Genomic DNA, 7,731 nt, shown 5'->3' with positions numbered 1-7,731 from the left:
GTCGTGATCGGCGGACGCTGGTGGCATCCGAAATAGGGCACGTACTCACAAAACCGCGTCCGCTTCGTTCTCAAGCAGGCGATAGCGAAGCCGGTCTGGATGCCAAGGGCCGACGGGCGACGTCGTCCCTTGCCAAACTTCAACTAGGGCGCGGCCTCGTCAGGCCCCCTCGCGAGCGACCCATATCTTGGCGATCGTTGTCCGCGATGCAGGCTCCGTGCTGGTGCACGCGCACGACGGAACGTGCTCGGGCGAACTACTCGGGATAAGACTCCATGCCCTCCCGCGTCGGCTTCTCGAAAAGAATAAACAGCAGAGGATTGCCCGGCTCAGATGTCACGTCAGTACGCAGTGCAAAGACCTCCCCCGTGACGCTGCTCATATATTCGGCAACAATCTCGCCAAAGCTGTTGCGCTGTACAGCGACCTTCTGCCCAGGGTTGACCCTGTCGTGAAGCTTAACCAGAGGTTCGACGAAGCCGGCTTCGGTCGCAACAATCGGGAAGCCACTGTTGCCAATGAAAACAGTCACGTCCTTGCCGGTTTTGCCCATCGGGCCGGATACGATACCGTGGTGTTTGAGTACGTTCATCGTACCCTCAACGAACAGATCGATCATATCAGGAGTGAGTACCCGAGCGGGGCCAATCTCAGAGCAGAACGCAGGAATGCCCACGTCAATCAGAGCGTTATGGAGAACAACCGGATACACCGGATTATTGAAGATCTGGGTAACGGGAAAGAGTTCCAGCATCGCCTTGACCTCCGGAATATTCATATCGCCGATATTGAAGGCACTGGCACTAAAGCCGGTTGCTCCGGTGTGGAAATCGATGGCGAAGTCGGCGTTCGGCCGCAGCAGACGATTGAACAGCAACCCCGCATGTCGGCTGGTCGGGGTGGGGCCGTTTTCGTCTCCCGGCCATACTCGGTTCATGTCTATGAGGTCGGCACCCAACCCCACGTTGGGCCATCGCCGCTGCATGCTTTCCAAGGCGGGGCGAGACACATCGGTGACCGCCATCACCGTGCCCGACATACTTTTGGGGTCGAGCTGGTTCATCACGGTCATGACCGTATGGATCGAGCTCATCTCGTCGCCGTGCACACCACTGATCAGAAGGACGCGCTTGCCTGGCCTTACCCCCTTCGCGACCACTACCGACACATTCCAGTGTTTGCCCGTAGGCATCTGCACGCCCTGAAAATAGAAGAGATGCTTCTGCCCGGGCTCAAGGTCGTTGACGTCCAGCGCGCTGATGACCTTCTTCCCCTGGATCACATCGCCGGTATAGACGGTCCCCGCCGACGCAGCCGACGCTTCGCCAGCAGCGTTAGCGTTGACAGCGAAGGCGGCCGAGGCTCCAGCGGTGGCGATAGATGCAACCAAGAAGTTGCGGCGATCGAGACCTTTTTCGGAATCGTCCGGCATGGTGTCAATTCTCCCTTTTTTATGATGGTACGATCAGAGAATGAAACGCATAATGGTCGCGACATCCCGCGACTGCAGGGCACCGAAGTGTGTTACTGATCTCATGAGGGTGCAAGATTGTTGCGCGAGCTATGTTGGAATTGGCTCGGACTAGGGACTTTGCAGCGTTGTTCGCCAAGCTGCTGTGCAACAATGCGTGGGCTATCGGGGCACAGCGGACACTGACAATGCGTCAGCGCGGCGCGTTTATGGGTTCATGGCCTAGATCAGCGAGTGCAAAGCCATGACCGCGGCCTCACGGCTCTCCACCGGAACAAAGAAGCTTACCGAATGCGATGACAAAACATACTTGTCGGCGATGATTCCGTGACGTTGCAGAATCTGAACCGCCCTGTATGGCAGGTCCGAGGAAATGCCGCCGAAGCAAGTGAGGCTCACCGAACTCAGCGTCTCGCGCTGTTTGCGCAGGTCTTTGCTCCGTTCCAGTGTGCGCAGCAACGCGTCGAGTGCCTCAGAATCGCAAGTCATCATGATGCGGGTTTTTTCGGCGGTGAAAGCCGAGGCGAGGAGTTGCGGCCAAGGCAAGCCATTTTGCTCGAGATGCTGCGCGAACTTCTCAAAGCCTTGATTGAGGTCCGCCGAATCGATCTCCACATGCTCAATGCGGGCCATCGAGTTGACGGCCAGGACTTTTCCGTTCTCCATGTCTGCGACCTCCTTCATCACTTGCGTGCTGTGTCGAGCGCCGCCCCACTTTCTCAGGACCAAAGGCACGTTTTGGCTGTGGGCCAGCTCCACGCTGCGAAAGTGCAGGACTTTGGCGCCCCAGAAGCACATTTCGGATAGGGATGCGAAATCCAGCTGACGCAAGGGTTTTGCGTCCGCGACGATGCGCGGGTCAGCCGAGCAGACTCCGTCGACCTCCTTGATAATCTCGCAGCACTCCGCCTTGAGCGCCGCAGCCATGGCGACCGCGGTGGTATCGCTGCCACCCCGGCCAAGCGTCGTGATTTCCTTGGTCAGCGGGTTCACGCCCTGAAAGCCCGCCAAAACCACGATCCGTCCACGATCGAGTTCTTCGCGCACGCGAATGGGCCGCACGTCCAGAATGCGTGCGGAGGAATGGGAGCCGTCGGTCATGACACCGGCCTGACTGCCGGTAAAGCTGATCGCCGGCACGCCGAGATCAGCCAGCGCCATGCTCATCAAGGCCATGCTGATGCGCTCGCCGGTGGTCAAAAGCATATCGAGTTCGCGGCGATTGGGATGCGGGCTGACCTGATAGGCCATCCTGACGAGTTCATCGGTGGTCTTGCCCATCGCTGAAACGATCGCCACGACACGATGACCACGGCCATGCAAATCGGCGACACGGCTTGCGGCCGCGCGGATTCTTGCCGGTGTTTCGAGACAGACGCCGCCGTATTTTTGCACGATGATGGGATTGCTAGGCATTCTTGCCCGCGTCGTGTTGGAAGGCGCAGCCGAACCCGATCAGATCGTTCTCCCCTTCGACGCTTTTGCGGTCTTCGATCGTTTTGCCACGACCCGCACAGCGCCCCGGTCGCGCTTCTTGCGATCCGCTTCCGCGTGCTGAGCTTTCGTCCCGCCGCGGTGAGCGGCGTATTCCTTGCCGTCTATCGGCGCGACATGCGGTGGATCTCGATCGAGATACGGTCGCCCGATTCCAAAATCCGGTCCACGCGCATCGATCCATTTCCAAAGGGCATCGGTGGAGACCCAACGCTCCGCCCGCGTCGCGCCTTTGACGCTCACGACATCGACGGCAAGCCCGTGGCCATAGCCGCCGCGGAAGCTCCCTCCATGGTATGACTTGTCGGACGCCGCCTTCAGACCGCTCGCGATCGATTGACGGTAGTCATCGCGGAACGCGCTGGTGATGCCGGGCGCCAACCCGGCCTGCTCCGCCGCGTAAAGCGCGTGAAACAGCTTGAGTTTGAAGCTCCGATCCACCCCTCCAATCACGTAGTCGATCATCGGCATGCCCATTCGTTCCGCCGCCTTCGGATCCTTCCACGTGAAATCGTTATTGACGCGCCGGGTGAACGTCCTGGTGACAGTCACCGTCTTGCGCTTCTTCTTGACGGTCACTTTCCGCTGCTCTTGTACGCTGATCGTGTCTTCCTTCGGCGTCCGCTGGTAGAGCGCCCACAGGTACCGGTCGATGCAGACATCGACGACGAGGCACTCCTCGAAAATATCCAGGGGTCTCGCGGCCTCCTCGGTGTCGCTCGACACTGGAGGCGGGCTCGCCGTCGCCGCTTGCACCGGCGATGTTTCGGCCGGCAGCGTCTGCGACGGATCGGGCAACGCAGCCACGACGATTGACTTCGGCTCGTTCGAGGTCGCTGTCGCATCAGGGGGTGTCGCCGGCGCCGATTCAACCGCTATCGCCGCATCGGCGTTGGCGACGGCGTTACCCATGACGCCTGCCTGCGGCGGGGCCGTCGTGTCGGACGCCGGCCCCGCTACGGGCTCTGCAGCCATCGCTGCTTCAGCATTCACTTTGGTGACGTTGTCGACTGCCGTGGCCTGTCGCGTATCAGCCAGTTCGGCGTTGGCGGCGAGAGATGGTGCGAGGTCCTTGATGGACACCGCGCCGCTGTTCCCGATGCCGGCAGAGCCGGCAAGCCAGGCAAGGAGCCAACCTGCGAGAATGACCGTCCCGCACAACTCCGGAGTCGCAATTCGCCGCGGGTTCATCACCCCGTAGCCTCCAAAGGCTCGATCCGAGCCCTGTTGCACCGCCCAGCACGCGACGGCATCGATCATTCGGATCAAAATGAAAACGCGCAATGGGGGAAGCAGTTGGCGCCACGCTTTTTCCAGAAAGTGTTGCCCGACCGCAACGCGCGGCCGCCAGCAACCCGGCACGGCGCGTGCTGCTGCGTTCGGTGATTTTCACCAGCGATCGAGCTCTGATTTCCGTTCTAGGTCAAAAGCAGTCGACGACGGTCGAGCACGGCAATTACTGCGCCGCCGTCAGAAGCGGACCTCTATGAGTCCACGCCCTCGTTATCGGCAACGCTGGGGTGCTGCGAATGACGCGCAATCGCAGCCAATGGTTCGGCCGATTTCGGAATATTGGAAATGTATTCCTGATTTGCCCGACGTGTCAAGTTGCTCTGTCGAACGCCGGTGGCCGCCGGCTCCTTTGCATGGGGTTGTTTTCGATATTTTGCAGGGCCCGCAAGCGGGAGAGGTGAAGCGCCTCGGTGGCTGAACCGATGAACATTCCGACGTGCCTCGGCTGGCCCAAAGATGATCGGCGGCGCGTCGATCGCGTCGCCAATCCTATTCGGTCTTGTCGACGTTCCAGAACACCGGCGGCGCCGGGCCTTCCAGCACGCCGGTGAGCGATTTGCGCCAGGCGCTCGGCAAGCGGAACTGGCCGAGCGGGATATAGATCACCTGCTCGTAGGCTTGCTTTTGAATCTCGACCGCGACCTTCTTCTGCTCCTCGGGCGAAGTGGCGCGCGCATAGGCGTCGCGCATCTGCTCGAGCTTGGCGTCTTCGGGCCAGCCGAACCACGCCCGCTTGCCGTTCGCAGCGATCTGGTTGTTGACGATCGGGTTCATCACCTCGGTCGCGCCGGTGAAGGTGAAGAACAGATTCCAGCCGCCTTCCTTGGGCGGCTTCTGGCTGGCGCGGCGGCTCACCACGGTCTGCCAGTCCGTCACCTGCGCGTCGACGTTGAAGCCGGCCGCGCGCAACAGCTGCGCCGCGACCGTCGGCGGTCCTTTCAGCGTCTGCACGTCGCCGGGGATCATGATCACCACGGGCGTGCCGTCATAGCCCGAGGCGGCGAGCGCCTTCCTCGCCTCGGCCATGCCGCTGCCCTTGATCAGCGTCTCGGCGCCGGCGTCGCTGGCGAGCGGCGTATCGCAGGCGAAATAGGAGCCGCAAATCTCGTAATATTTCGCGTTGCCGACGGTGGCGTCGAGCACGTCCTTCTGGTTCATCGCCAGGAATGCGGCGCGGCGGACCTTGGCATTGTCGAATGGCGGGTGCAGGAAATTCATCCGGCCCTCGATCTGGAATCCGAACTTGTTCAGCACGGCCACGGCGAGATCGGAGTTCGCCTCCAGCGCGGGCAGCAGGTCGACCGACGGCTGTTCCAGGAAGTCGATCTCGCCGGATTGCAGCGCGTTGATCGCGGTCTGCGCGTCGGGCATCGTGACCCATTCGACGCGATCGACCTTCGCGACCTTGCCGCCCGACAGCCAATCCGGCTTGTCCTTGCGCGGCACGTAGTCGGCGTTGCGCTCATAGACCGCTTTCACGCCCGGCTGGAATTCCGCCTGTATAATTTTAAACGGTCCGCAACCGATCTGCTCGGCGATCTGCTTGCCCGGCGGCGTCTCCGCGAGCCGTTTCGGCATCATGAAGGCGACGTAGGAGGAGGGCTTTGCCAGCGACTCCAGCACGAGGCCGTACGGCTCCTTGAGCTTGAGCACGATCGTCTTCGGCCCGCTGGCCTCGAGGGAAGCGGTGAATTCGGCCAGCTTCTGCGCCATGCCGTCGACGGCGGTCCAGCGTTTCAGCGAGGCGATGCAGTCCTCCGCGGTGACGGGCGCGCCGTCATGCCATTTCAGGCCGTCGCGCAGCGTGAAGGTGTAGGTGAGCTTGTCGTCCGAGATCGTCCAGTCCGCCATTTGTGGGCGGACCTTGAAGCTCGAATCGATGCCGAGCAGCGTGTCGTAGACCATGTAGCCATGGTCGCGGGTGATGTAGGCGGTGGTGAAACCGGGATCGATGATGCGCAGGTCCGAATGCATCACTGCGGTGATGGTCTTGCCCTTGCCCGCGGCAAAGGCGCGCGATGACAGGATGGCCGGCGCCGCGATCGCCGGCGGCACGCCGGCCGCAAATTTGAGGAGCGTTCTGCGCGAGAATTCGACCATTCGCCGTCTCCCGATCTGCCGTTGCGCCGGCATGCTTCACCAATCCGTTGTTGAAAGCAAGCAAGAGCCGCGCCATCGCGTTCGGTCCGGTTGCGCGGTTGCGCAGCCGTGTGCGCTCGCGGCTTGAGCACATCGCCGAGCAGGCATTGGTTCCGGGCTTCGCCGCGCTCAGCACGTCCCGACGAGGTTGAGGAGGACTTAACCGGCTGCTGACACTTGTATTGCCTGGGTTAGCCGGGGTTGGACACCTTTCCGGTAGCTTGCTCGATGAACGTGCGGCGGTCGAACCGCCGCGTCCCTTTGAGAGGCAAGACGCCATGCGCCGCGGTCTGCTCGTTCTTCTCGTGTTCGCCGCCATGGCGGTGTCCGGTCAGGACGTGCGCGCCGCGGAGTTCGGCACGCGATACAGCTACCAGCAGCTGCAGGACCTGACCGAGAAGGGTCCCAAGGGCGAAGCCCTCGCGCTAGGCTATGTGAGCCTCACGCACTCCTTCATCCTGCCCTACAAGATGACGGGCTATTATGCCCTCATGGTCAAGGGCTCCGGCAAGGACCTCAACGGCCGCCCGCTCAACGTTTACCACGAGCTGTCGCAGGAGAAGATCGAGCAGATGCAGCGTGCCGGCGCGCTGCCCAATCCGCTTCCCCCTTACCGGCGCACGATCTTCGAATACATGTTCGGCTATGTGTTGTGGTGGTGCATTCCGGCGGCGCTGCTCGTCATCGGGATGTTCTCGATGCTTGGGATCGGCTCCGGCAAACGCGGTCGGGCCTGACCGATCTGTCGGCGGCCTCGTCGCGGCGGGTCGCGAGCGCGCCGCAAAGCGAAGGTCGCGCGGTGCCGCCGGCACCGCACAAGTCCGCATCCTGCATAGGAGCCTGCGCTTCCTGCCGCACCTCGCAGGCTGTTCGGACCCCGATCCGCCGTGTAGGCTCGCGGTCTGCCGGCCAGCAATAAGGCCACATCCCGCAAATCTTAAGGGAACAAGCAGTCGAGGGAGACCGAAAGAACCGTCATGACCGATATCCGATACGTAGCACCGCGCACGCTTGACGAAGCGATTGGCGCATTTGCTGCCGCCGGGAGTGCCGCCCGCATTATGGCAGGGGGCACCGACTTATTGGTGCAAATGCGCTCCGGCCTGGTGCGGCCGGGACTGATCGTCGACATCAAGAAGATCGGCGAGATGACCGAGATCAGCGAAACCGCCGATGGCGGTTTCCGCGTGGGTGCCGCCGTCTCCGGCATGGAGCTCGCCGAGCATGCGCGCTTTGGCAAGGTGTGGCCCGGCGTGCTCGAGGCCGTGAACCTGATCGGCTCCAAGCAGGTGCAGGGCCGCGCCTCCGCCGGCGGCAATCTCTGCAACGGCTCG

General features: G+C 62.0%; 7 protein-coding genes and 1 pseudogene. 3 read left to right on the top strand and 5 right to left on the bottom strand.

Features of this window, described 5'->3' with window-relative positions; genetic code table 11:
* Positions 1-157 precede the first annotated feature (157 nt).
* Both AKL29_RS43710 and AKL29_RS23650 read right to left on the bottom strand, forming a co-directional pair.
* A pseudogene (locus AKL29_RS43710) lies at positions 158-241 on the bottom strand (IS5/IS1182 family transposase); the annotation flags it as partial.
* 15 nt (positions 242-256) lie between these two features.
* Complete coding sequence (locus tag AKL29_RS23650; protein ID WP_050385819.1) at positions 257-1,432, bottom strand: M14 family metallopeptidase; 1,176 nt, start codon at positions 1,430-1,432, stop codon at positions 257-259.
* A gap of 131 nt (positions 1,433-1,563) precedes the next feature.
* On the opposite strand from AKL29_RS23650, the gene AKL29_RS46840 reads away from it, so the two are divergent.
* The gene (locus AKL29_RS46840) at positions 1,564-1,719 is read left to right on the top strand and encodes a hypothetical protein (RefSeq protein WP_488230431.1); all 156 of its coding nucleotides are present in this window, start codon (positions 1,564-1,566) and stop codon (positions 1,717-1,719) included.
* On the opposite strand, the gene AKL29_RS23645 is transcribed toward AKL29_RS46840, so the two are convergent.
* The 3 genes from AKL29_RS23645 to AKL29_RS23635 all read right to left on the bottom strand — a co-directional run bounded on the left by AKL29_RS23645 (position 1,694) and on the right by AKL29_RS23635 (position 6,232).
* Positions 1,694-2,887, bottom strand: coding sequence for an aspartate kinase (locus AKL29_RS23645; RefSeq protein WP_050385818.1), 1,194 nt, complete (start codon positions 2,885-2,887; stop codon positions 1,694-1,696). The two genes, AKL29_RS46840 and AKL29_RS23645, sit on opposite strands and share 26 nt — an antisense overlap.
* 39 nt (positions 2,888-2,926) lie before the next feature.
* A complete protein-coding gene (locus AKL29_RS23640) occupies positions 2,927-4,225 on the bottom strand; it encodes a peptidase M15 (protein WP_157346336.1) in 1,299 nt (432 codons plus the stop codon).
* 522 nt (positions 4,226-4,747) lie between these two features.
* Complete coding sequence (locus tag AKL29_RS23635; protein ID WP_244482359.1) at positions 4,748-6,232, bottom strand: ABC transporter substrate-binding protein; 1,485 nt, start codon at positions 6,230-6,232, stop codon at positions 4,748-4,750.
* 443 nt (positions 6,233-6,675) lie between these two features.
* Here AKL29_RS23635 and AKL29_RS23630 point away from each other — a divergent pair, with 443 nt between their 5' ends.
* Positions 6,676-7,134 (top strand): hypothetical protein, encoded by a 459-nt coding sequence (locus tag AKL29_RS23630; RefSeq protein ID WP_152977731.1) that lies wholly within the window; start codon positions 6,676-6,678, stop codon positions 7,132-7,134.
* A gap of 249 nt (positions 7,135-7,383) precedes the next feature.
* Positions 7,384-7,731 (top strand): FAD binding domain-containing protein (locus tag AKL29_RS45430; protein WP_244482357.1); only part of this gene is annotated, 348 nt, incomplete at its 3' end.

It is taken from the genome of Bradyrhizobium pachyrhizi (assembly GCF_001189245.1).
Lineage (GTDB): Bacteria > Pseudomonadota > Alphaproteobacteria > Rhizobiales > Xanthobacteraceae > Bradyrhizobium > Bradyrhizobium pachyrhizi.
The sequence above is the reverse complement of the archived record's forward strand: the minus strand, read 5'-3'. Positions and strand labels throughout refer to the sequence as shown.

What these genes read in the sequence shown, in the direction of transcription:
- AKL29_RS23650 (WP_050385819.1), bottom strand. Translation starts at nt 1,432, where the DNA reads ATGCCGGACGATTCCGAAAAAGGTCTCGATCGCCGCAACTTCTTGGTT.
- AKL29_RS46840 (WP_488230431.1), top strand. Translation starts at nt 1,564, where the DNA reads ATGTTGGAATTGGCTCGGACTAGGGACTTTGCAGCGTTGTTCGCCAAG.
- AKL29_RS23645 (WP_050385818.1), bottom strand. Translation starts at nt 2,887, where the DNA reads ATGCCTAGCAATCCCATCATCGTGCAAAAATACGGCGGCGTCTGTCTC.
- AKL29_RS23640 (WP_157346336.1), bottom strand. Translation starts at nt 4,225, where the DNA reads ATGATCGATGCCGTCGCGTGCTGGGCGGTGCAACAGGGCTCGGATCGA.
- AKL29_RS23635 (WP_244482359.1), bottom strand. Translation starts at nt 6,232, where the DNA reads ATGCATTCGGACCTGCGCATCATCGATCCCGGTTTCACCACCGCCTAC.
- AKL29_RS23630 (WP_152977731.1), top strand. Translation starts at nt 6,676, where the DNA reads ATGCGCCGCGGTCTGCTCGTTCTTCTCGTGTTCGCCGCCATGGCGGTG.